The 22,860-nt window shown below is 70.3% G+C and carries 21 protein-coding genes and 5 pseudogenes; 15 read left to right on the top strand and 11 right to left on the bottom strand.

Annotation, left to right across the window (positions count from 1 at the left end; genetic code table 11):
* Positions 1-211 precede the first annotated feature (211 nt).
* The 9 genes and pseudogenes from ACZ4WZ_RS15085 to ACZ4WZ_RS15045 all read left to right on the top strand — a co-directional run bounded on the left by ACZ4WZ_RS15085 (position 212) and on the right by ACZ4WZ_RS15045 (position 10,609).
* Positions 212-2,146, top strand: a complete 1,935-nt coding sequence (locus ACZ4WZ_RS15085) for an ATP-binding cassette domain-containing protein (protein ID WP_467889928.1) — start codon at positions 212-214, stop codon at positions 2,144-2,146.
* On the top strand, positions 2,143-2,688 hold the full coding sequence (locus ACZ4WZ_RS15080; RefSeq protein ID WP_467889925.1) for an HIT family protein: 546 nt from the start codon (positions 2,143-2,145) through the stop codon (positions 2,686-2,688). The genes ACZ4WZ_RS15085 and ACZ4WZ_RS15080 overlap by 4 nt, the downstream gene beginning before the upstream one ends.
* Positions 2,685-3,722 carry a phosphotransferase enzyme family protein gene (locus ACZ4WZ_RS15075; RefSeq protein WP_467889922.1) on the top strand — a complete coding sequence of 346 codons (1,038 nt, stop codon included), beginning with the start codon at positions 2,685-2,687 and terminating at the stop codon, positions 3,720-3,722. Before ACZ4WZ_RS15080 ends, ACZ4WZ_RS15075 begins: the two co-directional genes overlap by 4 nt.
* Positions 3,706-5,088, top strand: coding sequence for an MFS transporter (locus ACZ4WZ_RS15070; RefSeq protein ID WP_467889920.1), 1,383 nt, complete (start codon positions 3,706-3,708; stop codon positions 5,086-5,088). The genes ACZ4WZ_RS15075 and ACZ4WZ_RS15070 overlap by 17 nt, the downstream gene beginning before the upstream one ends.
* A 113-nt stretch (positions 5,089-5,201) precedes the next feature.
* Complete coding sequence (locus ACZ4WZ_RS15065; protein WP_467889918.1) at positions 5,202-6,683, top strand: NUDIX domain-containing protein; 1,482 nt, start codon at positions 5,202-5,204, stop codon at positions 6,681-6,683.
* Between the two features lie 147 nt (positions 6,684-6,830).
* Positions 6,831-8,078, top strand: a complete 1,248-nt coding sequence (locus ACZ4WZ_RS15060; protein WP_467889915.1) for a protein-L-isoaspartate O-methyltransferase family protein — start codon at positions 6,831-6,833, stop codon at positions 8,076-8,078.
* Complete coding sequence (locus ACZ4WZ_RS15055; RefSeq protein ID WP_467889913.1) at positions 8,075-8,887, top strand: class I SAM-dependent methyltransferase; 813 nt, start codon at positions 8,075-8,077, stop codon at positions 8,885-8,887. Before ACZ4WZ_RS15060 ends, ACZ4WZ_RS15055 begins: the two co-directional genes overlap by 4 nt.
* Positions 8,884-9,404, top strand: a pseudogene (locus ACZ4WZ_RS15050) (NUDIX hydrolase); the annotation flags it as partial. The gene ACZ4WZ_RS15055 and the pseudogene ACZ4WZ_RS15050, both read left to right, overlap by 4 nt.
* A 971-nt stretch (positions 9,405-10,375) precedes the next feature.
* On the top strand, positions 10,376-10,609 hold the full coding sequence (locus tag ACZ4WZ_RS15045; protein WP_467889910.1) for a hypothetical protein: 234 nt from the start codon (positions 10,376-10,378) through the stop codon (positions 10,607-10,609).
* 146 nt (positions 10,610-10,755) lie between these two features.
* Here ACZ4WZ_RS15045 and ACZ4WZ_RS15040 read toward each other — a convergent pair.
* Positions 10,756-11,132 (bottom strand): annotated as a pseudogene (locus ACZ4WZ_RS15040) (hypothetical protein).
* On the opposite strand from ACZ4WZ_RS15040, the pseudogene ACZ4WZ_RS15035 reads away from it, so the two are divergent.
* Positions 11,132-11,727: pseudogene (locus ACZ4WZ_RS15035) on the top strand (IS30 family transposase); the annotation flags it as partial. The pseudogenes ACZ4WZ_RS15040 and ACZ4WZ_RS15035 overlap by 1 nt on opposite strands.
* 77 nt (positions 11,728-11,804) lie before the next feature.
* On the opposite strand, the gene ACZ4WZ_RS15030 reads toward ACZ4WZ_RS15035, so the two are convergent.
* Entirely contained in the window at positions 11,805-12,629 is an 825-nt protein-coding gene (locus tag ACZ4WZ_RS15030; RefSeq protein ID WP_467889908.1) for an alpha/beta fold hydrolase, read from the bottom strand.
* A gap of 35 nt (positions 12,630-12,664) precedes the next feature.
* Complete coding sequence (locus ACZ4WZ_RS15025; RefSeq protein ID WP_467889905.1) at positions 12,665-13,312, bottom strand: winged helix-turn-helix transcriptional regulator; 648 nt, start codon at positions 13,310-13,312, stop codon at positions 12,665-12,667.
* Positions 13,313-13,440: 128 nt separating this feature from the next.
* On the opposite strand from ACZ4WZ_RS15025, the pseudogene ACZ4WZ_RS15020 reads away from it, so the two are divergent.
* From ACZ4WZ_RS15020 to ACZ4WZ_RS15005, 4 genes and pseudogenes are all read left to right on the top strand, one after another.
* A pseudogene (locus ACZ4WZ_RS15020) lies at positions 13,441-13,671 on the top strand (DUF998 domain-containing protein); the annotation flags it as partial.
* Complete coding sequence (locus ACZ4WZ_RS15015; protein ID WP_467890122.1) at positions 13,632-14,105, top strand: DUF998 domain-containing protein; 474 nt, start codon at positions 13,632-13,634, stop codon at positions 14,103-14,105. The pseudogene ACZ4WZ_RS15020 and the gene ACZ4WZ_RS15015, both read left to right, overlap by 40 nt.
* Before the next feature lie 187 nt (positions 14,106-14,292).
* Positions 14,293-14,550: a hypothetical protein gene (locus ACZ4WZ_RS15010; protein WP_467889903.1), complete on the top strand. Its 258-nt coding sequence runs from the start codon at positions 14,293-14,295 to the stop codon at positions 14,548-14,550.
* A 100-nt stretch (positions 14,551-14,650) separates the two neighbouring features.
* Positions 14,651-14,836, top strand: coding sequence for a hypothetical protein (locus tag ACZ4WZ_RS15005; RefSeq protein ID WP_467889900.1), 186 nt, complete (start codon positions 14,651-14,653; stop codon positions 14,834-14,836).
* A gap of 117 nt (positions 14,837-14,953) precedes the next feature.
* Here the strand turns inward: ACZ4WZ_RS15005 and ACZ4WZ_RS15000 are convergent, their stop codons facing one another.
* The 5 genes from ACZ4WZ_RS15000 to ACZ4WZ_RS14980 form a co-directional block, all read right to left on the bottom strand.
* Positions 14,954-16,693: an immunity 49 family protein gene (locus tag ACZ4WZ_RS15000; RefSeq protein WP_467890120.1), complete on the bottom strand. Its 1,740-nt coding sequence runs from the start codon at positions 16,691-16,693 to the stop codon at positions 14,954-14,956.
* Positions 16,694-16,911: 218 nt separating this feature from the next.
* Entirely contained in the window at positions 16,912-17,433 is a 522-nt protein-coding gene (locus ACZ4WZ_RS14995; protein ID WP_467889897.1) for a hypothetical protein, read from the bottom strand.
* Positions 17,433-17,897 (bottom strand): amidase domain-containing protein, encoded by a 465-nt coding sequence (locus ACZ4WZ_RS14990; protein WP_467889895.1) that lies wholly within the window; start codon positions 17,895-17,897, stop codon positions 17,433-17,435. The genes ACZ4WZ_RS14995 and ACZ4WZ_RS14990 overlap by 1 nt, the downstream gene beginning before the upstream one ends.
* Before the next feature lie 164 nt (positions 17,898-18,061).
* A complete protein-coding gene (locus tag ACZ4WZ_RS14985; protein ID WP_467889894.1) occupies positions 18,062-18,445 on the bottom strand; it encodes a hypothetical protein in 384 nt (127 codons plus the stop codon).
* Positions 18,446-18,601: 156 nt separating this feature from the next.
* Positions 18,602-19,099 carry a hypothetical protein gene (locus tag ACZ4WZ_RS14980; RefSeq protein ID WP_467889892.1) on the bottom strand — a complete coding sequence of 166 codons (498 nt, stop codon included), beginning with the start codon at positions 19,097-19,099 and terminating at the stop codon, positions 18,602-18,604.
* 986 nt (positions 19,100-20,085) lie between these two features.
* Between ACZ4WZ_RS14980 and ACZ4WZ_RS14975 the strand changes: the two genes are divergently transcribed.
* Positions 20,086-20,784 (top strand): histidine phosphatase family protein, encoded by a 699-nt coding sequence (locus tag ACZ4WZ_RS14975; protein ID WP_467889889.1) that lies wholly within the window; start codon positions 20,086-20,088, stop codon positions 20,782-20,784.
* 260 nt (positions 20,785-21,044) lie between these two features.
* On the opposite strand, the gene ACZ4WZ_RS14970 is transcribed toward ACZ4WZ_RS14975, so the two are convergent.
* The 3 genes and pseudogenes from ACZ4WZ_RS14970 to ACZ4WZ_RS14960 form a co-directional block, all read right to left on the bottom strand.
* Complete coding sequence (locus tag ACZ4WZ_RS14970) at positions 21,045-21,470, bottom strand: HIT family protein (RefSeq protein WP_467889887.1); 426 nt, start codon at positions 21,468-21,470, stop codon at positions 21,045-21,047.
* Between the two features lie 184 nt (positions 21,471-21,654).
* Entirely contained in the window at positions 21,655-22,164 is a 510-nt protein-coding gene (locus ACZ4WZ_RS14965) for a hypothetical protein (protein ID WP_467889884.1), read from the bottom strand.
* 163 nt (positions 22,165-22,327) lie between these two features.
* Positions 22,328-22,432: pseudogene (locus ACZ4WZ_RS14960) on the bottom strand (hypothetical protein); the annotation flags it as partial.
* Positions 22,433-22,860: the final 428 nt, after the last annotated feature.

Raw genomic sequence — 22,860 nt, 5'->3', positions numbered from 1 at the left:
GCTCGACATGCGGACCCCGACACGAGCCTCGGCGTTTCGGCCAACTGCACGAAGCCTCTGCACACGTAGACGCCAAGGGTCGGTGCATCCCGCAGTCTCCGCCGCGCGCTCTATTCCGGGGTTCCCAGCTCGACTGAAACACAGGTGTTCGAAATCCATGTCGGGTCGTTGAGCTTCACGACCCAGCCGCAGCGACCGTCAGGGGGCCACGTTGACCTCGGCCAGCACACAGGACCAGCCGGATACCGGCACACCAGAGGCGGGTGCCCCGGACGAGACGAGCAGAGCCCAGAACGAGGATTTTCTCTACCGGGACGAATCGAGGCATCAGGCTGGGGCCCAGCTGACCACCGGCACCATGGCGCGACGGCTGCCCGCACTGGTTCTGCGGTCACTGAAGATGGCCTGGCAGGTGGACCGAGGCGCGACGGCCGGACTGCTCGCGTGCCAGATCGGCACCGGCGTGCTCGCCGCGCTGGGGCTGCTCGCCGTGACGGGGTCGATCACCGCGCTGATCTCGTCGGGCGACATCACCGACCGCCTGTGGGAGGCGGCGCCACAGCTGGCGGTCGTCGCCGCGGCCACCGGGCTGCGGGCGCTCCTGGGGATCACGGTGACGTGGCTGACCGGGCGGCTGCGGCCGGTGCTGGCCCGGGCGGCGGAGCTGACGATGATCGAGGCCGCGCTCGGCGCGGAGCTGGCGGCGAACAACAAGCCCGGCTACAACGACTTCTACGACATCGCCGACCGCGGTGCCCAGGTCACTCCGGACCTGGTGGACGAGGCACAGGACGTGTTGGCGGCCACGGCTACGCTCGCCGCCGGCGCGACCGTTCTCGCCGTGCTGCACCCGGTGCTCCTTCCTCTGCTCCTCCTGGCCTGCCTGCCACAGGCCGCCGCGTACGTGCGGGCCGCCCGGGTGGTGTACCTGGCGGGCCTCGAGACCTCCGGGCGCCGCCGCATGCTGCACAAGCTGCGCTGGCACATGGCGTACATGGAGTCCAGCGAGGAGATGCGAGCCTGCCTTGCCGGGCCCTTCCTCACCGACCGGTACCGGCGCCTCGCCGCCTCGGTCAACGCCGCGGAGCGCAAGGCCGCGAACACCGGCGCGTGGATGGGGCTGGCCGGCGCGGTCGCCGGCGGAGTGGCGGCGGCCGCAGTGTGGGCCGCGCTGCTGTGGCTCCTGGCTTCCGGCCGCATGAGCCTCGCGGCCGGAGGCGGCGCGGTCTTCGCACTGCAGACGGCGACCGGTTCCGTGCGCGGCATCATCAACGGCGGGGCCCGACTGGTGCGCACCGGCTGGTACGTGCAGGACTGGCAGAACTTCCTCGACAACGCCCACGGGCAGGCCATGACCGCTTCCCGCGGTACCAAGATGCTGTCCGCTCCGCCGGAGCGGTTCGAGGTCCGCGACGTCACCTACCGGTACGACGGCGCCCCGAGGGACAGTCTCAGCGGCGTCTCCCTCCAGGTGCGGCGCGGGGAGATCATTGCGCTGGTCGGTGAGAACGGGTCGGGCAAGTCGACCCTGTCGCGGCTGATCTGCGGTCTGCTGCTGCCCACGGCAGGTGCGGTGGCCTGGGACCACGTGGCTACGGCTGAGATGGACCCGTGGGAGGCGTGGAAGCATGTCGCCCTTGTGCCGCAGAAGTACACCTACCTGCCGTTGAGCATGCGGGACAACATCACGTTCGGGCAGGGGGATACCGCAGACGCCGCGGTGCTCGCCGCGTGCGAGGCCTCCGGGGCGACGGACATGCTGCCCCATCTGCGGTCCGGTCTGGACACCCTGCTGACGTCCGAGTGGTTCGGCGGCCAGCAGCTGTCCGGGGGCCAGTGGCAGCGTGTCGTGCTCACCAGGGCGTTTCACCGGCAGGCGGCTCTGCTCGTGATGGACGAGCCCACCGCTGCGCTGGACGCGCGGGCCGAGCATCGCATCTTCACCGGGCTGCGCGACCTGGCCAAGGACCGGGCGATCCTGCTGATCACGCACCGGCTCGCCAACGTCGCCATCGCGGACAAGATCATCGTTCTCGATGAGGGACGCATCGTCCAGGAAGGCTCCTACGAGGAGCTCACCCGCGAGCCGGGGCTGTTCCGCTCCCTGTGGGAACTCCAGCAGCGCACCACCGGTGAGGCAGCATGATCCCCGGCCCCCCTCAGGCCCAGTCCGCGCACTCGCCAGCCGGCAGCGCCCGGCCGGCGGACTTCACCGCGCACCGGGTCGGCGCCGGCTGCCCGATGTGCCAGAACGACTTCGACGGCGAGGACATCGGCTGGGGCCTCCTTCTCCGGCGCGGGGAGGTCAGCAACGCCTACCTGTGGCGCAGCGGCCAGGTCCGCGGGTACGCCGTCGTGATCTACAGCGGGCGTCATGTCGCCGAGCCCACCGAGCTGGACGAGGGGGAGGCGGCCGCGTTCTGGCGCGACGTCCTCGCCCTGGGCCGCGCGGTGGAGGCGCTCTACGAGCCGCTGAAGATGAACTATCTGCTGCTGGGGAATCAGATCCCGCACGCGCACTGGCACTGCGTTCCGCGACGTGAAGCCGGAGCGGACCCGGCGCCGGGCGGCCCGCTGCCCTTCGACGCGCTCGATCTGGGACCGCAGGACGAGGAGCAGCTGCAGGCGGATGCCCGAGCACTGCGCCAGCTGCTGCCTCCCTCCGGCCGGTCGGGGGCGCGGCGATGAACGGCGCAGGATCGGACGCGATGGTCGTGGCGGGGATCCTGACGCTGTTCTACCGGATCGTCCCGACCGTGGTCGGCGACGGTCCTGCGGGGACCGCGACCCGCAACTACCTGGCCCGGGACAGCGACGAAGCCCGGTGGTTCGTGAAGGCCTACCCGGCGGGCACCGATCTGGACGCGGAGCGCCGGGCGCTCGAGCTCGGCGAGTTCGCGCGGCTCGGACGGATCCCGGTCCCGGTAGTGCGCAAGACCCTGGAAGGTGACCTCATCGCGGCCGCCGGCGGCATGGCGGTGTCGGTCGCGGCGTACGTCGAGGACACAGAGACAGCGGAGGGTGGCCTGTCCGGCGACCGGTGGGCCGCGGTGGGCGAGACCGTCGGACGCCTGCACCGGACCCTGGCACGGCACCCGGCCGGACCTCCGCGCCGTCTGCCCGCCCGGGAAGTCTGCGATGTGAAACGGGCCCGGCAGCGCCTTGACCGGCTGCTCGCCCTCTTCGCCAAGAGGCCGCCCACCTCGGGGTTTCCCGCCTGGGCACGGGAGACCGCCGCCCGGCGGCTCGACGCGCTGCCTGCCGTGGCCGCCATGGCCAAAGGGCTGCCGACGACGTTGACGGTGCAGACCGTCCACGGCGACCTGGCCTCGCCCAACCTGCTCCTGCGCGGACAACAGGTGGCGGCATTGATCGACTTCCGGCCGCCCGGTCACCGCAGCCCCGCCTGGGAGCTCGGGCGGATCGTCCTGGACCCACGCACCGTCCTGGCGCAGCCGCAGTGGCCCACCGGCCTGGCCGAAGCTGTCGCCGCATACCGGGCAGCCAACCCGGCACTGCCGGCCGAAGAACTCCTCGCCGTGCCCCGCCTCGCCGCCGGGTACCTGGCCTGCTCGGTGTACCCCCTGTCCGAGGCCGTCGACGACCCGGCCGCCGTCACCCCCGAACTCGAAGCGTACGGCCGCAACCGGCAGGCGGCCATGGCCGAGCTGTGCGAGCGCCTGACGGAAGCCGAGGAGGTGCTCCATGACCTCCTCCACTGACCCCTCCTCTCCCGGCACCCGGCCGTCGCTGTGGCGGCACCGCAACTTCCGCCGCTACCTGACCGGGCAGGCAGCCAGCGTGACCGGCAGCTCGATCAGCACCATGGTGATCCCCGTGCTGGCCGCACTCGAACTGGACGCCACCACCGCCGAAGTCGCCTGGCTGACGTTCCTGGGCCAACTGCCGCCCGCACTGCTGGCCTTGCACGCCGGGGCCCTCGCCGACCGCCACTCCAAGCGGAAGCAGATGATCACCGGCGACCTGGTCAGCGCCGCCGCGCTGGCCAGCGTGCCGGTGGCGGCCGCGCTGGACCGGCTTTCCCTGACCCAGCTGATGGTGGTCGCGGCCGTGCAAGGCGCGGCGGGCGTGCTGCACGATGCCGCCGCGATCAGTCTCCTGCCCAGCCTCGTCGACCGGTCCCTGCTCCAGCGGAGCAACAGCCGCATCGGCGGCCTCTTCGCGGTCGCCGCCACCGCGGGCAGCAACCTCGGCGCCGCCCTGACCGCGCTCCTCGGCCCGGCCCGGGCGCTTCTCGGGGATGTCCTGTCCTACCTCGTCAGCGCCTGGTGCACCGCCCGCATCCAGGCCCCCGAAAGCCCCCGGCCGGCAGCGGAAGGCCGCCGGCTGCACACCGAGATCGGCGAGGGCCTGCGCTACGTGAACGGCGACCACCGGCTGCGCACACTCACCCTCGTCAACGCGACGACGTCGTTCGCCCTGGCGCTCCTCAATACCTTGTGGGCGCTGTACCTGCTCCGGTCAATCGCGATGGGCGCGACCGCCTTCGGCGTGGCCCTGGGCATCGGAGCCCTGGGCGCGGCGGCCGGGGCTCTGGCCGCGCCCTCGCTCGCGGCGCGGTACGGGCCCGGGCCGATGATGCTCGCCGCGCTCGCGATCACTCCGATCACCCAGATCCCTCTGCTCCTCGCCTCCCCGGGCCTGGTCTGGCAGTTCGCCATCGGTGGTGCGCTGTTTCTTCAGCTGGCCTGTGCCGCGGCCGCGGGGACGACCCAGCGCACCATTCGCCAGGTCGTCACCGCCGACGGCATGCAGGCCCGGATGCAGGCCGTGAGTACCTGGCTCACCTCCGGTGCACGGCCGGTGGCCGCGCTCCTCGCCGGCGGGCTCGGCACCTGGATCGGCGTGCGCCCCGCTCTGGTCGCCGGCACCTGCCTCCTCCTCGTCCCCCTCATGGTTCTCTACCGCTCCCCGCTGCGCAGTCTGCTGGACATGCCCAGTGCTCCCGCCATGGCTTCTCCTTCAGCCGAGGCCGTCACACCTGCGCCACCGGCGGGGCCGACCGTCCCCCATCCCGCAGTCGCCGTGGATGTGCGGCACGACCGCTCCTCGGACGGTGGCCCGTGAGCATCCACCTGCACACGGCCCCCGGCCCGGAGCCGTCATCAGCGGACCCGACGCCAGGCGCGCCCCTCCCTCCCCGCCCGTACATCCCGTCCCCCACGTCCCGAGGTGATCACGTGCCGCCCTCCCGCTCTGAAATCCGCGCGACCATCGAGACCTACCTCAGCCGACATGCCGAGGAACGAGACTCCCTGGAAGGGCTGCTGGCCGTCCTCGACGGCACCGAGGAGCCGTCCAGCCGCGCCACACTGCCCGGCCACGTCACCTGCAGCGCCGTGGTCATCGACCGCGACCGCCGGGTGCTCCACCTCGGCCATCGGGTGACAGGGCTGCTCCTTTGCCCCGGCGGCCACGTTGAGGCGGGTGACCGCACGCTCCTGGCCGCGGCCGTGCGCGAGGTGTGCGAAGAGGCCGGTCTGCGCCCCGGCGACCTGTGCCTGACCCCGCAGTTCCTCGACGAGCCGATTGACGTGGACGTGCATGACATCGACGCCAACCCGGCCAAGGGCGAGCCCGCTCACCAGCACTTCGATGTCCGCTTCGCGTTCTACCTCACCGCCGAGCACCCGCCTGCGCTCGCTCTGCAGGTCGAGGAAGTCGCCGGAGCCCAGTGGCTCCCGTACGCCGACGTGCGATCCCCGACGCTGCGGGCCAAGCTCCTGGACGCCGAGGCGGCCGGCCTCGACGGGCGCCCGGAGCCCGTCAGTGCCAACGCCCTGATCCACGACGGAGCTGGCCGGTACCTCCTTCATCTACGAGATGACCGGGAGGGCATGTGGGAGCCCTGGGTCCTGGCCCTCGTGGGGGGCAAACGGTCGCGGGACGATGCCAGCCTCGAGGCGACACTGCGACGTGAGCTTGCCGAGGAGGTGCCGGGGCTGGAGCCCACGGAACTGGTGCCGTTCGCCGTGCAGGAGGCGACGAGCGTCGACGGATTTGCCGTGCCCATCGGCGTCTACGCCGGGCGCTGGAGTGGGGATGCCGAGGCGGTGGATCTCCGCGAAGGTGTCCTGCTGAAGTGGGTCACCGTCGAGACCCTCGGCCGGCTCCGGCTCAGCCCCGGACTCGGAGACCTGATCCGCCGCCACGCGGCCGGACACCCCGCCGTGGAAGAGCCCCCGGAGGCTGCTCGTCCAGTGCCCGGCGAGGCCCCGGCCGGGACCGTGCTGCACGTCGTCGGCGTCCACCTCCACCTGGAGCACGAGGGCAAGGTCCTGCTGGGGCTGCGGCATCCGGATTCGGCGTACGCGGGCGGATCGTGGCACGCCCTTGCCGGACACCTGGAGGCGGAGGCGGCGACCGCCGGTCTTGCCCGCGAGGCGTTCGAGGAGGCCGGGCTGGTCATCGATCCGGCCGACCTCGAGCTCGTCCACACGGTGCACACGGTGGACCGGCCCGGCGCCCGGCCGAGGATTCAGCTCTTCTTCCGCGCTCGTCACTGGGAGGGCACTCCCGAGGTACGCGAACCCGACCGGTGTCTCGCCTGGGAGTGGTGGGACGCGAAGGACCTGCCGGAGCCGATCGTCCCCTACACCCGTGTCGCGATCGAGGGCATCGGGGCCGACCGCTCCTACAGCGAGCTGGGGTGGGAGCGGTGAGCGGCTTCGCGGCGGTCGGCGCCGCCTACGCTGCCCATTCGCCCGGCGCACGGGCCCACCTGCCGCAGGCGCCTCGGGCCCGCTGCCTGACCGTCATGCCCGCTGCGCCGACGCCCTGCTATCCACCGCGTCAGGAAGAGGACCGTCATGTCTGCTGACCTGTCCACCACGACAGGTGCCCGCCGCGCCGCGATGGTGGCGCGTCTGGAGGCCGACGGCGTGCTGACCGATTCCCGGCTGCGCGAGGCGCTGCTGTCGGTGCCGCGGGAGGTGCTGCTTCCCCACGCGTACGTACGGGTGAGCGATCCGGGCGTCGAGCCGATCGAGTGGCGCCTGCTCGACGGCGCGCACCCGGACGACCGGGAGGAATGGCTCGACCTGGTCCACAGCGGTGAGTCGGTCCTGTTGCAGCGCGACGGGGAGCGGCTCGACGCGCTCGTACGCGGGCCGGTGACCGGCGGGCACATGACGTCGATGTCGACCTACGGCCTGGCCACCGTCGAAGTGCTCCAGACGCTGCAACTGGCGCCTGGGCAGCGGTACCTGGAGCTCGGCCCGGGCCCGGGAGTCTCCCTCGCTCTCGCCGCCGCCGTCACCGGCCCCCGCCTCGCCGTCGGCGTCGAACGGGACGGCCGCATGGCCGCCTTCGCCCAGTACAACCTCGACCGGATCGGTCTGGGCGCGACGGTCGTGGAGGGCGATGCTCTCGACGGGCACCCGGCGAAAGGAGCGTTCGACCGGATCCACTCCGGCATCGGCGTGCCCTGCGTCCCGCCGGCGTGGGTGGAGCAGCTCGCGCCCGGCGGGCGGCTGCTGACGACGCTCACCACCCGCACCCCGAGCTGGCCCGGACAGCTCCTGGCCACCCGTACCGGGGCCGGCGAGATCGAGGCAGTACTGCGAGGGCGGCCGCGCGGATACCGGCCCATGCTCGGCTACCGGTGGCTCGACGTGGCGCCGATGCGGTCCCGGATCAAGGCCGAACCCGGCGTGCCGCGCCCGACCCGGCTCGCGCCGCCGCCGGACGACGCGTACGGCTTCTGGCTCGCGGCCGCGTATCTGGCGCCCGGGCTGGTCCGCGACTTCCAGGCCGAGACGATGACGATCGCCGCCCCCGACGAGGGCTCCTGGGCGGTCGCCGGGCCCGGCGAGGACACTGTCCGCGTCTACGGGCCCCGGGACGTGTGGGCCGAGCTCGAGGACGTGTACGCCCGCTGGGTGCTGGCCGGACGGCCCGATGCGTACCGGGTGACCGTGCCGGAAGGCGGCGGGCCGCAGCACGTCACCTCCGGCACCGGCCTGCGCGCCCTGAAGTGGGTCCTGCCTCCGCTCGCGCCGGTGCCCCACCAACCCGCCGCCTGCCCGACCGAGCACCACACGGAGAAAGCCCTGTGAGCCTCTTCCACGCCACGGCGGATGCCTACGGCCGGCACCGCCCCGGCCTCCCCGACGAAGTCGTCCACCTGCTCGCCGACACCCTGCGCGGTCTCCGCCACCCGGCTCTGCTCGATCTGGGCACCGGGACCGGCCAGGTGCCTGCCGCCCTGCTGCCTGTCCTGCCACAGCTCGCCCGCCTGGACCTGGTGGATGCCGACCGGGACATGCTCCACCAGGCCGATCTCGCCCTCCGCCCTCTTCTCGCGGGCCGGGCCGCTGGCTTCCATCCCGTCCGGGCCGAGGAGTTCACCGCGCCCGAGGAGGGATACCGGGCTGATCTGGTCACCTGCGCGCGGGCCTTTCACTGGATGGACCGCCCGGCCGTCCTGGCCATGGGCGACCGCGTCACCGCCCCCGGCGCCACCCTGGCGATCATGGGCGACGGCAGCCTCTGGACCCACCCGGCGCCGTGGACCGTCGCGCTGCGAGAGCTGATCCGGTCCTACCTCGGCGCCGAACGCCTCGCCGGAACCACCGGGGCCTACGCGGAGCCGAGCCGCCGGTACGAAGACGACCTGGCCGAGTCCCCGTTCAGCGACGTCGAAGAGCACCATTTCCCGCTCCGCCGCGTGTGGACCCCGGACAAGGTGATCGGCTACCTGCGCAGCACCAGCTTCGCCCGCCCTGGCCTCTTCGGCGACCGGCATCCCCGGTTCGAGACCGAGGCACGGGCCCTGCTGGAACAGCACGCGGCGGCGAAGGACGGGCTCGTCGAGGACGGGGTGTTCGAAGTCCTGCTCGCCCGCCGGCCGGGAGGTGCCCGGTGAGCGGCGGCGAGCGGCACACGGTGCCGGTGGACGTGCACTTGATCGCTGTCCGCGAGGGGGAGAAGGGGCCGGAGGTGCTGCTGTCGCGGCGGGCCGGCACCGTCTACGCCGCGGGGCACTGGCACTTCCCCTCGGGCCACGTCGACGGTCCCTTCGAGGACGTCGTCACCGCGCTCGTGCGCGAGACGTACGAGGAGACGGGCCTGGTGGTGGATCCGGACGACGTACGGCCGCGGTCACCGTCCACCACAGGGCGCCGGCCGGGAGCGCGCGGGTCGGGTTCTTCTTCGAGGTCCGGCGCTGGGCCGGAACGCCGGACGTCAGGGAGCCCAAGGTGTGCGACGCCGTGGGCTGGTTTGTGTTCGACGCTCTGCCGGAACCGATGGTCGCCTACTGCCGCGCGGGGCTGGACGCCTATCGGGCCGGCGTTCCCGTGGCGCTGCATTTCCAGGAGCCGGGCGATCCGATCGGGCACGACCCGGCTGTCGACCGGCTCCGCCTCGTGCCCGCCCCGGCCACGTTCCTCGCCCAGGCGATCTCCGAACGGCTCGGCCGCCCGGTGGCCCTTGGCGAAATCGGTATGGGCGATGCGGAGACACCGGACCCGGAGGTGGGGTTGGCTTTCCCGCGGGACCGTGCTGATGCGGTCCGAGTGGCCACGTCGTTCTGGAGTTTCGTGAACCGCCGCGACTTCCTGACCGGATCCGGCTTCGCCGTGTCCGCGTTCAGCACCCCCGTGACCCGCTGGCTGGTCACCCCCGCCGACGACGCCGCCGATGTGGCCGGCGGCAGGAAGCAGGTCGGCCGGGCCGATCTGGAAGAACTCCGGGACGCGGCCGACGAGGCCCGCCGCTGGGACTCCAAATACGGCGGAGGGAACTGGAAGGCGAACTCCGTCACCGTGTGTCTGCAGGAGAGGGCCGCCCCGCTGCTGCGGGGATCCTTCACCGACGAAGTCGGCCGCGACCTGTTCTCCGTCACCTCCGAGTTGTCGAGGCGGGCGGGGTGGACGGCCTTCGACGTCGGGCAGCACGATGTCGCCCTGAGGCACTTCATCCAGGCCCTCCGCCTGGCCCGTGCGGGCGGGGACGTGCAGCTGGGCTGCTATGTCCTGACCACCATGGCCATGCAGTCCCTGCTGCGGGGCTTCGGCTCCGAGGCCGTCGACATGGCCCAGGGCGCCTTCGAACGCGCGAAGGGCCAGGCCGCCCCGCGTGTCCTGGGGTTCACCAAGCTGATCGAGGCCCGTGCCCATGCCCGCGAGAGGGACTCCATGGCCGCCTCACGGGCCCTTTCGGCCTCCGAGGACCTCCTGAGTCAGGCTGATGCCGCCGGCGGCTCCGAGCCCGCCTGGATCGACTTCTATCACCATGCCCGCCTCTCGGCGGACGCCGCCGAGATCTTCCGCGACCTGAAGAACCCCAAGGCGGCCCTGGCATGGAACCAGCGGGCCGCCGCGATGCCGTCCGGGGTGTTCACCCGCTCGGGATGCGGCTTGCGATCGTCGGGACCGCCCATCTCCAGGCCCGCGACCTCGACCACGGCCTGGAGCTGGGGAACCGGTCCGTCGACATCCTCGCCCGCGTCCAGTCCTCCCGGGCCAAGGACTACGTCCGCGAGTTCAACACCGCCCTCGGCCCCTGGCGGCGTGAGCCGGCCGTCCGCGAGTTCATCCACCGCACCCGCACCCGCACCCGCACCGAGCTCGGGATCGCCGCCTGAGACGACTTTCCCCCCTCCTCGAGGGAGGAAAGTACCGGCGAACGTCCGCAAGCGCGTACGACTTCCTCGTGCACCATCGCGTACGGACTTATGTGCTCAGCCGTCCGTTCGAGCAGTGCCGAGAACGGCTGGGCGATCCGCAGGGGTCAGCTGCGGGTCGGGCGGAACGGAAGGACATTGTCCGGGGCATCGGCCGGAGGCGGCTCAGGGGCGGACGGGGTGCCTTGTCCGTCGACGAGGACGGCGTCGGCCGTGGCGAGTCGGGTCACCTGCTGGCGGAGGTCGTCGATCTCCACCCTCTGGTTCGCGACGGTCTTCTTCAGCTTGGCGACGATCTCCCGCAGCTGCTTCTCCGTCTCCGGGACCTGCTTGGTCTCCGTGCGGACGCGTTCTTCGAACTCGTTCTTCAAGTCAGCGTGCCGCTTGTAGAGAGCATGCGGTGGACGCCGGCCTCGGCGGCGAGCGCGGCAGCGGTGAGGCTGCCGTTGGAGGCGGTGGCCTTGCCAGCCAGCAGCCGGTCCACTTCGGTCAGTCAGGCCCATGCGCCGTCCGAAGATCGCTCGTCCGCCCACCGGGCGGGGCATCATCCGCGGCATGGTGTCCATCAGTGCCCGACCCGCCGAGGTCGAGGACCGCAAGGTTCCCGGCCACTGGGAGGACGACCTCGTGATGGGCACCCGGCCCTCGGCCGTCGCCACGCGCGTCGAGCGCACCAGCCGCTACACAGCCATCGTCGCGCTGCCCGACGGCATCAAGGCCGAGCAGGTCACTCCACACCTCACCAGGAGTCTTCTCGGCATCCCGGCCCAGCTACGACGAACGCTCACCTGGGACCGGGGCCGGGAGGTAGCCGAGTACCAGACCATCACCGCCGAGACCGGGATGCCGATCATCTCTGCAAACCGCGTAGCCCGTGGCAGCGCGGCACCAACGAGAACACCAACCGGCTGCTTCGGTAGTACCTCTCCAAGGGGGCGGACCTTCGCGCGTTCAGCCAGGCCGACCTGGACGCCATCGCCCACGAGCTCAACCATCGTCCACGCAAGACCCACGGCTACCGCACTCCGGCAGAGGTCTACGCTGACCTCCTGAACAGCGGTGATGCCCTGACCGCTTGAGCTCGCCGTCCTTTAACGACAGGATGAGAGTTGCTGCTTCGTCGGCATACGTGAGCCCGAGTCGGATGGTTCGGTGGTCACGGCCCTGTGTGCGTCGGGTGCGCGGCGACCTCGTCGAGGAACGTTTGGAGCAGGTGCCGCAGGACGTCGGGGCACTCCAGGTGCACGTCGTGGCCTGCGCCGGGCACGCTCGCGGCCGTTGCCCCCGGGTGCCGCCGGAGCATGGTCTCGGACTCCCGCAGAGAGATGATGCCGGATTGGCCCAGGACGGTCAGGACCGGACACGTGATCCGTGCCCACTCCTCCCAGAAGGAGCGTTGGGCGTTCTCGGCCACCGAGGCGACCATGACGTCTCTGTCGAAGCGGGGCCACCAGCCGCCGTCGCGCTCCTCCAGCCCGGCGGCCCATCCCTCGCCGACCAGGCCGCCGCCGAGGAACTCGGTGGCGACCTCCCGGGATGGGAAGGGTGTGGGCCACGCATCGAGCCATCCAGCGATCTCGGCCTGCAGGTCCGGGTTCGGGCCGCCGGGGCCGGCTTCGATCAGGATGAGCGCGCGTACGAGGTGGGGGTGTGCGGCGGCGGTGAGCATGGCGGTGTGGCCGCCGAGAGACTGTCCCGCCAGGACGGGCCGGTGCAGGTCGAGCTGGTCGATGACGGCGAGGACGTCGGCGATGTACGCGGCGCGGCTCACTTCATGTGGGAAGCGCTCGCTGGCGCCGTGGCCGCGCTGGTCGACGGCGACCACCCGGTAGCGAGGGCTCAGGGTCTCGGCGAGGGTGTCCCATTCGCCTGCGTGGCCGGCCAGTCCGTGCAGGAGGACAACGGTCGGCCCCGAGCCGCCCCAGTCGCGGCAGGACAGGCGGACGCCATCGCGTTCCACGGTGCGTTCGAGCCAGGTCACAGGTCTTCTTCCGGCGTCGTCGGAGGAGGCGTCAATCAGAAGCGGAACATCTCCGCGAACCGGCCGAGGAGAGCGGGATCGCCTTCCACACGCACGCTGCCTTCGGCAAGTACGTCGGCGGGGGTCTTGCTGCCGCTCATCAGCTCGCGGACCGGGTGGCCGGACAGCCGTTCGATGACCAGGTCGGGTGCGGGGTGCATGCCGGGGCCGACAGCGAGCGAACCGTCGGTGATCTGCAGACGGATGGTGAACTCGCCCATGCGGGCCTCGAAGCCGACGGTGGTGCCCTGCGCCTGTTCGGGTCGGAAGGCGGTGCGGAAGGACATGGCCACCGCTTCGGCAGTGATGGCTTCGCCGGGGCGGGGCTCGGTCATCGTCCTCGCGCCCCAGCGGCCCAGCGCGATGAGCGCCGGCTCAAGATCCCGACCGTATTCGGTGAGCTCGTAGACGACCGCGCGCTCGGGGTGCGGCAGTGCACGGCGGGTGACCAGTCCTGCCTCTTCGAGTTGCTTCAGGCGAGTCGAGAGGATGTTGGTGGGGATGGCGGGCAGGCCCTTGCGCAGGTCCGTGTAGCGCCGGGGTCCGTTGAGCAAATCGCGGACGATCAACATCGACCACCGCTCGCCGACCATCTCCATCGCGCGGGCCAGGCCGCAGAACTGCTTGTACTCCCGAGTCGCCATGATGCAAATCCTAGCCCAAAGTTCCATTGACAAAGGGTGCTTGCAAAAGACAAGCTCACTTCGTGTTCGGCGGCGAGTGGATCCCCTCTAGCCGCCCTCCTCAGCCATGACCAGGAAGGACCCCCTCGATGACACAGACGCTCGAGCCTCCGGCCGCTCGCGACATACGCCCGGCCCGGCCGGTTCCCCGGCTGCCGGCGGCTGCCGGCATCGCGGCAGGCCCGCTCTTCCTCGCGGCGGGCCTGGCCCAGGGGCTGACCCGGGACGGCTTCGACTTCACCCGCAACGCCCTCAGCCAGCTCAGCCTCGGCACCTACGGCTGGATCCAGGTCACCGTCTTCCTCCTCACCGGCCTGCTGGTCGCCGGCGGCGCGATCGCGACACGCCAAGCCCTGCACAATGCCCCGGCGGCACTTGGGCGCCCCGTCTGCTCGGCGCGTTCGGTGCCTCCTTCCTGCTCGCCGGGGTCTTCCGCGCCGACCCGGGAGCCGGATTCCCCGCCGGTGCGCCCGAGGACCGGGTCACCTCACTCAGCGCACACGGCGCGATCCACATGCTCAGTGGCACCGTCGGCTATCTCGCTTTGTGCGCCGCGTTCCTCGTGCTCGCCCGGCACTTCGCCGCCCACCGACAGCGCGGCTGGGCGCTCGCCGCGCGCCTCGTCCCGGTCGGAGTCATCGCCGGGTTCGCCGCCTCCGCCACCACCGTGGCGGCCTTCACCGCCGGAGCAGGACTCGGCCTGCTCGGCCTCAGCGCCGTCACCGCCCGCCTGGCCTTCCCCGCGCGGCGCTAGCAGCCCGGTGACACCCACGACCCCTGTGACGCGATGGGACTGACGCCGCCAACCACCCGGGAGCTCCTCCAGGACCTCATCACCCGGAACGCGCCCCGTGCCGGGTCTGGGGCCGATGTCAGACCCGCCTCGTAGCGTCGAAGGCGAGGGTCCGGACCGAGACCTTTGAGGACGTGAAGAGCAGGCCATGGGCGAGATCAGCGTCGAGCGGGAGCACCTTGACCGGCTGCTGGCCGACAGCGTGAGCACGTACGGAGCCCCCTACCAGAAGGCCTTCGCCGAGCTCGCCGAAGCACATCGCGGCCGGCCCGTCGCCGAGATCCTCCCGCTGCTTCGCCGGGCCGCCGACGAGGCGCTGCTCGGTTTCACGGACGCGGACCTCCGGGAACAGGCGCAGGCGATCAGCACGGGCGCGCCGTACGTCCTGCGCGTGACGGTTGCCTGACCACCACCGCACTCCGTAGGACGGCCCGCCCCGGGGCAGGTCAGGCCTTACGTCGGCCTCGGCCGTGTGGGCGAGGGCCTCGGCGAGCTGGTCGTGGTTCATGGACGAGCGGCCCGGGATGCCGGGAGCGGCCGCCTTCTCGTACAGCTCGGCCTTCGTCAGTGCCATCAGCTCCTGGCCCTTGGCCGCGGGTCCGGAGCGCGCCCGCTTCTTCGGGGCCGAGGTCTTCTGCCCACGCGTCGCCCGGGCGCCGGGGGAGGCGGCCCTGTCGCCGGTGTCCTTGTGACTCCTGGCCCGCTCGACGCTGGCGCGCAGGGCCTCCATGGGCCCCGCTCGGACGCGTAACCCGCCTGTAGTGGTGCTCGGGCGTGGCCGCCAGTGATCGTTGTGCTTCGGCCAGCCGCTAGAAGGGTTCAGCGGCCTGCAGGAGGCGTTGCGGGAGATAGGGGGATTCGACGCGTATGGACCAGCCACGGCGGCGGGCGTGGCAGGCCAGGGCGAGGACGTCGAGGCTGACCGAGGCGTCCGGGGCGTCGGCGCGGTCGGCTACCGCGTAGTAGTCGCGGTGGGCTTCGAGCGCGTCGGCCAGAGCCAGGTTGAAACTCTCCTCATCGCCCTCCACGAGCTGCGACAGCAGCACGGCGGGCGGCATCGCGAAGCCCCAGTCCTTGGCTCTCTCAGCCTCCTGTAGCGCCCGCTGCGTGGCTGCTTCGGGGTCGGCGCCCTTCAGGTAGGCATGGAGGGCCTCTCGGTACGCGGTGAACGCGGAGCCATCCGAGCTGGCGAAGGTGGGGCCGGTGAGGACCAGCGGGGCGAGGTCCTCGCGTGCGCCGGTGATGAGGGCGAAGGCGACGGCCGTCTGCCAGTAGCCGGCACTTGCTTCCCTGCCCCGGGAGGCGGGGTAGCGCAGTTCGCGACCGTCGACCTTCACTTCGACCTCGGTGCCCGGCTCCGCCAGGGCGATGCGGAACAGGGCTGCCCCCGTCTGGGAGGCAGTGCGAAGGGTTGCGAGCTGGGCGTCCGTGACGTCGCCGGGGCCTCCCGCACGCCACTTGAAAAGACGCTTCTGATCCTCCAGGACGCTCGCGAGCCGCCAGACGGCCAGGGGTGTTCCGTCGACGGGGGTGAACGCTTCCTCGAGGTGTTCCTCGTACATGGCCTCGACCCGCGGGATCCCCTCGCGCTCACAGGCGGGCCGCTCGACCACCAGCGGGTCGGCGGCGAGTGCGGCGACCGCATCCGGCCGCCGGTCCCGGCCGAACCCTCCAACCCTGGGGCCCCGGGTCTCGAAGCCGGTGACCAGCGCGTGCGGGAGGTAGTCGGTGTCGACGGCGGGCATCCAGCCCAGGGTCCGGTACGCGAGCGCGGCGAGAGCGATAGGGACCAGCGGGATCAGAGTGCTCGGGGAGGCCCCGGGGCCTTGCAGGGCAGCGTGCCTGGCCAGTAGATCGGCGAGCGCGGAATCGAAAGCCCCCCGGTCCTCGATGATCAGGGCGCGCAACGCGTGGAGCGCCGCGCTGTCCGGCCGGTCCAGGAGGGGGTGACCGGTCTCTGCTGCGCGGGTGCGGACACGGTCCAGGGCCGCGTCGATGACGGCGAGCTTGGCCTGCGCGCTCGGCGGGTACTCCTCGTCGTCGTCGCCGGTGTCGTCCAGGACCACAGCCATCAATCCGGTGACGAGTTCGCCAGCAGGTGTGCCCTGTGCCTGCTCGGCGAACTTCTGCCGGGCGAAGTGGAAGGCCTCGCCGTGCCATGTGGCCTTGTCCCTGAGGACGGCCAGGCAGAGCGCGTCGATCCACTCCCCGGTCGTGACGCTCTCTGCGGGCGCATCCTCACCCGGGTCGTAGCTCATGCCGAAATTCACGTACTCCAGGAACACCTGGAAGCTGCAGTGCGGGTGGTAGGCGGCGTAGGCGACGGCGCCGGCCGCGGCCTCCGAGGCGTCCTTGAGGGCTGCCTTGGCCTCCGGAGTGTCGAGGTCCGGCGTCTCGACGGATAGGGCGCCCACGTAGTCAAGGAACTCTTCGGCGATCGACTGCCATTCGTAGGTGGCCATCCGGCCAGCCCGCGACATGGACCGCACCCGGCCCCCGATCCGGTTGGTGAAGTCCTCGCGCGCTGCCGACACGGCTGCCTGACCCACCTGGTGACGCTCTATTCGCACTGACTTGCTCCTTGATCGATCTCTGCAACAGCGTAGGTGCAGGATCTGACAGGCCCCGCTCCACTACCACTTCGGCCGCAGCGCCCGGGCAGGCGGCGCAATAAGCAGCTCATACAGCGCTGCCCCTCAGCGTCAACGAATAACGAAAGTGGCGTTATCTGCACGATTACACAGATAACGCCACTCAGATTTCGACTTTACTCGGCTGCTTGCTGGACTTGGTTATGGCTTCTGGGTGCAGCTGGAACCCAATCAGGGTTAACCGCTACCCGCTTTGGGTCAGGTTCCAGCATCTTGATGCGCCAACCGTTCGTTCCGCCATTTCCGTCGAGTCGAATCTTGAGCACCTTTATTTGACTCGTTTCATGAAAATACAGGACCACAGTCTGGCGGTCAACGGCAGCGCCGTAGAAGTCAGCCGTGGCCTTACCGTGGGCCCCCTGCCGGAAGGTGTTGACCCAGTTTTCAGCGGTGCTCTTTCTGTCCGTTTCAGAGCTGTCGCTGCTCGCCAACGATTCCAGCTTTACGGGATTGCCGTCTGCAATGTGCTGGACGAGTTGCAGAGAAGCCGCTGATGGGTGGCCCTGCATGGCTAGGGGTGCGTGACGGGCGTAATCCTCGGCGTAACGCACGGCGTCATCACCAGTGGTTAAGCAAGCTGTCAGGCCACAGAGGGCCAGCATCGAAAACGCTGCACTTTTCCTGCGTCTGGACATCATCAGCGCTCCATGGGCCGAACAATCACGATGCCCTCAATATCGCACATTGTCGTTCGGTCTTTCCGTCCATCCTGTGCAACCCACGACGTACAGGCGTCAAGCACCCACCGATCCTCGCGCCAGTAGGGCTCCGGCACGCTGGTGAGCACTGCCACGTGGTTGTAGACCGGCTCGCTTTCCCACTTGAAGAAGACCATGTCGCCCGCTCTGACGTCCTCGCCGCGAGTAATGATCTGCCGGCTGCGGTGAAACGCGAGATGATTTAGCTGGTTCTGCGCGCCAGACCACGTGAAGCTGTTCTTCGGCCAGATGTAGGGCGGATTCTTCCACCAAGCACTGTTCGACTGATAGAACCCAAGGCGCATCTTCATTCCGCCACCATAGTAAAGGGCTTGAGAGATGAAAAGTGATTGACCATAGGTCGGGGCGGGAAGGTCGGAATGCCAGCGTCGCCAGTTCACCATCGCAGCCAGCCACCCTGGCCATCCGCGCCACCCCGCCATCGACACCCGGTCCCGACCGGGGCCGGCTCAAGTCCGGCGAGCGTGGAGCGGCAGCCCGCGCGGACGGTGCGCAGGGCCCGCCAGTCCACCGTGGGCGGACCATCTCCTGTGCCGGGCCCAGAGCTTCACCGCTCGGGACTGCAGCGGGCGGCCTCCTTTTCCATGAACTCGGATTTCTTGATTGCCTTCGAACCCTTGCCGTCCCGGACCAGAAGTTGTCCCGGCTTGATGGCCTGGAAGTGGTCAGGTGTGAATGAAATCTCTCCGTCCAGTCCGCGACCTCTGACCGCACCCTCAAGAACCATCGTGTATTTTCCCCCGCCCTTGAGGTCACTGAGCTCCGTCCGGGTGGCGCTCCACCCTTGTGGTGCCGAGAAAAGTTCAATGCTGTCGAGCGGACCGCCCATGGCATCGTTGATGAGGAACCAGCGCTTATAGCCGGTGGTTCCTCCAGAGCTGAAGACGGAGAACATCTGCGCGCTGTAGTCCGGGCAAGGTGCGATCAGCACGCGAGCTCGTCCCGCATCCGTGCGTTCGACGGCTAGCAACGACTTGGGGGCGGCGAGCATCCAACAGCCGTGGCAGCCATGGCCACGGCGGCCGCCACACGTCTTTTGTTCAAGGGCGCTTCCACCTCGTTCAGAATTTCAGATCCTTGCCGGGGGTTACGAACTGCGCCGGGTACCAGGTGAGATGTCCCCCCACCACAGATTCGCCTCCACTTCGAAGCTATTCGCATGGGCAGGGGTTCCCACTTCATACTCGGACGCCGCTACTTCTCGGAAATATTTCAGCGCAAAAACTGCGGAGGTCTCGGACCTGGCCCACTGCTGCGAATGCACTGCCTCATGGCGCTCCAGATTGGGCCCGAATTTCTCGACACCTTCTTCTCCGACCAAGGGAAGCATCTTGTCTCGCCACGTCGATTCGTTTTCGAGTCGTGCCGCGAAGCGCTCCTTACCGTCCGGGAAGAAATGAACATCCCCGACCGTGAGGGGCTGATCGCTGGCCGGAGAAGAGCCGAAGCACACATACTGCTGGGCGCGCTTCGTACAACTGTCTGAGAACTGGGAGTACCAGTGCGCCAATTCGTTGGCGCCATTCTTCTTGTTGCCCTGGTTGAACGGGTGGTTCAGGATCTGCTCAGTCGAGACGTCCACCATGCAATCGACCCTCATGTCGTCTGTCCGGCAGTCGTCCGGAACGATCACGGGGCGCGGGGCCGGCAGCCACGGCGGGGCCGGGAGGGGGGTCGGCGGGGCGGGGGGCTTGGAGCCGCCGCAGCCGTAGCGGCTGATGCTGCAGTTCGGGGCTTGCCGCGGTAGCGGGGAGGCCGGTAGCTGCTGCCGTAGTTCGCGCGGGCGCCCGAGCGGGCCGCCGGGTCGCCTGAGCCGCTGCCGGGTAGGTGGGCGTCCGGCCGGGGTTGGTGGCCCGGGGTGGTGTTGTGGCAGGTGGCGCAGGCGCGGGTGGGACAGTCGAGTTCGCCCCTCATCCGCGGCCTGTACCCGGATCAGTCCGGGTACTCGCTGTCCCGGGCCAATCCGCACCGGCTGCACTCCGAGGGCGCAATCACCGGGCTGATCGAGCTCGACCGAGGGTCATGGGCTACGAAGCCTGCTCGGGGATCTCAGGCACCTGTGCTGGAACACCGAAGCAGTGAGGCTGACATGCAGGTAGGCACGGCCGCCCGGAGGCCTTCGAGTACGGCGGCGCGATCCAAGTCCACCACCGTCCGCAAGCGGCCGGCTTCCCTGGCACCGGCAGCGCCTCCCGCACAGGCCAGCAAGCCGTGGACGGGCCCCACACGCCGACCGGGGCGAAGCCTGTAGTCCGGATCCCGCAGCAGTCCCACGGTCCCCGTACGGAAGGAACTCTTCATGCTCTCCCTCACCTCGGTCCCTTGACAGAAGCCGCCCGTGCCGGCTTGATGTCTGCCACCTCGCTGGCCGCCCTATGGGCGATCCGGCACGGGCAGAGCACCGCCAACCTCGCCTTCGCGGAGGCCGAGCGGAGCGGAGCGGATCCACCGTCGGCCACGCTCAGGTTCTGGCCCTGGGTCCCTGGCTCACCGCCCTCCCCCAGAGCCCCGACCTGATCGTCTGCTCGCCCTACGTCCGGGCCCGGCAGACCTGGCAGGCCATGGCCGACCATGAGATGGGCGTCTTCGAGCTGCACCCGCCCTGCGGGCCCGGGCCCCGAGGAGGCCGAGCGGCGCGAAGCGCTGGGCGAGTGGTACTACCGGCCCCCTGGCGGCGAGGCACTGGCAGACGTGGCCCTGCGCGTACGGGACTTCACCGCCAAACTCGACCGGGCCGCCGCCGGGCAGCGCGTGCTCGTCGTCGCGCACGACGCCGTCGTCCTCGCCCTGCGCTTCGTCCCCGTCGGCATAGGTGCCACTCCCCCGAACATTTTCCGCCCCTACCCAACGCCTCGGTCTCCTCCTAGCACCGCGACGGCCGACAATCTGTGGCTGGGGGGTGCGTCGCGGCTTTGGCGGGGGCGGCCGGGGGCGGTAGTGACCCAGAGTTGGTGGACCGCCAGGCACCCGGTTCCGTCTCGATGGCCCGGGCCGGCACTGGCCGAGGACGTTGAGGGTGAGGACCGGTTGTCCGGCTGGTGCAGCGACGACGAGGCCGATGCGCTGGCCGAGCTAGCGGCCGGGGCCGTCGGTGTGCCGGCTGACCGCGCCCGGTGCGGGGCTGCCGGTTGCCGGCCAGCGCAATGGGTTGAGGCCGGCGACCGGGAAGCGGCGGCCCGCCATGACGGTGCGGACGGCCCGCCAGTCCACTGGAGGGGCGGACCACCTCCAGGAGCGCGATGTCCCGGGCGTTGTACAGGGGGACCGTGATGACCCCGCCCCCTGCCGCTGGTAATCGAGTCCACCGAGCGACCGGGACAGCCACCCGAACCTGACGACGAGGTCGAAGTTCGTGCGCCGAACGCCGAGGCACACCGCGGTCTGGTCCGCGCCGAGGGGTGCGTGCCGGTCGAGCAGGGCGGCCAGGCCAGGTCCCGGCGGCGCGCGAGCGCGGCCACCCGGTCCGGATGGACGTCGGGGAACTGCGTGTCCCGCCGAGGCCGGCTTTGTTCACGAGAGCGGGCTCCGGCTCAACTTCTGTGGTGCCTGCCGGAAGCCAGGGCATCGGCAAGCTGCGCCCCCGGATTGCCAGTGACCTGGTGTGCGGAGCGTCCAGCCGGCCAGGTCGAAATTCCGTCGTTCACCCACCGCGGAACGACGTGGAAGTGCAGGTGGGGCACGGACTGCTCCGATCCTGGGCCGCTGGCGCTGAGGACGTTCACGCCTGAGGCGTTCAACGCGGTCCGCGTGGCCTCGGCCACGCGCTGGACCAGTACCGTCACCGCAGTGAGGACCGCGGGCGGGGTCTCGAACATGTCCGCGTAATGGAGCGTTGGAACCACCAGAGTGTGACCCGGCGCCAGCGGGTTCAGTGGAGTGAAGGCACAGGCCACCGGGCCACGAGCCACCCAGCTCGCGGTGTCTTCACGGATGAGCCCGCAGAAGATGCAGTCCATGCGACCGACCCTGCCAGACGCGGGATGTCACTCGCCAACCTGTTCGGGATCTGGTGGGAAGGCCAATGACGGCCCAACTTCAGAGAAGTAGAGCGGCCTTGGGGCACAGCGGTACAGCGGTACAGCGGTACAGCGGTTAACGCTAAGCCGGTGATCTTGGGATCAGGGCAGGTCGTGGGCGGGCCTAACGCTGCTCGGCGTTCGGGTGGGGCTGGGCCTGGAGCCGTTCGCGGAGGTCGATTTCCTCGGGGGTGAGCGGGTCCTCGGGCCGGCGGATGCGTACGGGTTTGGGCCGCAGTGGCAGACCGTCGTCGGCCGCGGCTTCCTCGGCTTCCGCGAGCGCCCGGTACAGCGAGGCGGCCGACGGGGACTTGCCCGCGTTCTTCCCGGTCTTGATGGTCAGCTTCTTCGCGATCTCGGGGACGGGGATGCCCTTGTCCTTGAGCGCGACGGCGAAGGTGAGCATGTCGTCGTCGATGACCTTCGGGCGTCCGCCGTGGTTGCCCTTGGACGCGGCGATGACCTGGCCTTCGAGGGTCTTCTCCTGGATGTAGTTGCGCTCGATCTGCCCGGCCACGGCGAGGACGGCGAAGAACATGGCGCCCATGCCGTTGGGGTCGTAGATGCCGGTGAGCGGGCCGGTGAGGAGTTCGAGCTGGATGCCGCCGGCCTGGAGCTCGGCGGACAGCGTCATCAGCTCGGCCGCGTTGCGCGCGAGGCGCTTGAGCTCGTGGACGGCGAGGATGACCGGGGTCTCGGGGGCGGCCTCCTTGAACTGGTGGGCCAGGGCGAGCGCCTTCCAGCTCGGGCCGGATCTTCACCCGGGTGCTGATCTGCTCCTTGAAGACCTTGTGGCACTGGGCCCGGTGGAGGGCTTCGAGCTGGCTCGCCAGCTCCTGCCGCGCGGTCGAGGTCCTGGCGTACCCGATGCGGACCGGGCGCTCGGTGCGGGGCGCGGGCACCACGGCGAGCGCCGGGCCCTGCTTCCACGCGCGGCCGGGGTGGCGGTCGGCGGGGACGAGGACTTCGAGTTCCTCGCGGAGCGCGGGGACGAGGACGAAGCGGGGGGTGTGGTACTTCGCGGCGGTCTTCCCGCCGCGGGTTGCGGCAGGCGGAGCCGGCGGGCGCGTCACAGTTCGGGCAGTCTTGACGTTCTACCGCCAATGCGGCCCGATGGGCGTGAGATCCATATGGGAAGTCTCTCCAGAAGCCGTTGTCGTACCGATCTCGGTGAGCGTGGGTTCGATTGCGGCAGCTCGGTCGGGTGATCTTGCGGCGTGCCGTGCATGAAGGCAGGGCCTCTGGTGCAGCTCGGGTTTGTCGAAGACCATGAGCGCCTGGAGGCCCTGTTGCCGCAGTTGTACGCCCTCACGCCGGCCGGCTCCAAATC

The sequence above is a fragment of the Streptomyces sp. NPDC029122 genome (assembly GCF_055569445.1).
This window is presented reverse-complemented; position numbering and strand designations above follow the sequence as displayed.